This window comes from Hydrogenophaga flava NBRC 102514, from assembly GCF_001571145.1.
Taxonomy (GTDB): Bacteria; Pseudomonadota; Gammaproteobacteria; order Burkholderiales; family Burkholderiaceae_C; genus Hydrogenophaga; species Hydrogenophaga flava.
This window is the reverse complement of sequence record NZ_BCTF01000072.1, coordinates 1-1093: the sequence shown is the minus strand read 5'-3', so window position 1 is coordinate 1093 and position 1093 is coordinate 1. Positions and strand designations below refer to the sequence as shown.

The 1093-nt window shown below is 62.9% G+C and carries 1 protein-coding gene; it reads right to left on the bottom strand.

The window, feature by feature from the left end; all coding sequences use genetic code 11:
- On the bottom strand, positions 1-1093 hold a 1093-nt coding region (gene tuf / locus HFL01S_RS24435), incomplete at both ends, for an elongation factor Tu (RefSeq protein WP_157539140.1).

The window sequence follows — 1093 nt, the reverse complement described above, 5'->3', positions numbered from 1 at the left end:
AGCTTGACGGTGATCGACACGTTGTCACCAGGCATCACCATTTCCTTGCCTTCGGGCAGCTCGATGGCGCCGGTCACGTCCGTCGTGCGGAAGTAGAACTGCGGGCGGTAGTTGTTGAAGAACGGCGTGTGACGGCCACCTTCGTCCTTGGACAGCACGTACACCTCACCGGTGAAGTGCGTGTGCGGCTTGATGGAGCCGGGCTTGCACAGCACTTGGCCGCGCTGCACTTCTTCGCGCTTGGTGCCGCGCAGCAGGATACCGACGTTGTCGCCAGCCTGGCCTTGGTCCAGCAGCTTGCGGAACATTTCCACGCCGGTGCAGGTGGTCTTCTGAGTGGCCGCGATACCGACGATTTCGATTTCTTCGCCAACCTTGACCACACCACGCTCGATACGGCCGGTCACCACGGTGCCGCGACCGGAGATGGAGAACACGTCTTCCACGGGCATCAGGAAGGCGCCATCAACGGCACGTTCCGGGGTGGGGATGTAGCTGTCCAGCGCGTCGGCCAGGCGCATGATGGCCTGTTCGCCCAGATCGCCCTTGTCGCCTTCGAGTGCCAGCTTGGCCGAGCCCTTGACGATGGGGGTGTCGTCGCCAGGGAAGTCGTACTTGGAGAGCAGCTCGCGCACTTCCATTTCGACCAGTTCCAGCAGCTCGGCGTCGTCCACCATGTCGCACTTGTTCAGGAACACGATGATGTAAGGAACGCCCACCTGACGGGCCAGCAGGATGTGCTCACGGGTCTGGGGCATCGGGCCGTCAGCGGCCGAGCACACCAAGATGGCGCCGTCCATCTGAGCGGCACCGGTGATCATGTTCTTGACGTAGTCGGCGTGGCCGGGGCAGTCCACGTGGGCGTAGTGGCGGTTGGCCGTCTCGTATTCCACGTGCGCGGTGTTGATGGTGATGCCGCGGGCCTTTTCTTCGGGAGCCGCGTCGATCTGGTCGTAGGCCTTGGCGGCGCCACCGAACTTGGCAGCCAGCACCGTGGTGATGGCAGCCGTCAGCGTCGTCTTGCCGTGGTCCACGTGACCAATCGTGCCCACGTTCACGTGCGGCTTGGTCCGCTCAAATTTCTCTTTTGCCA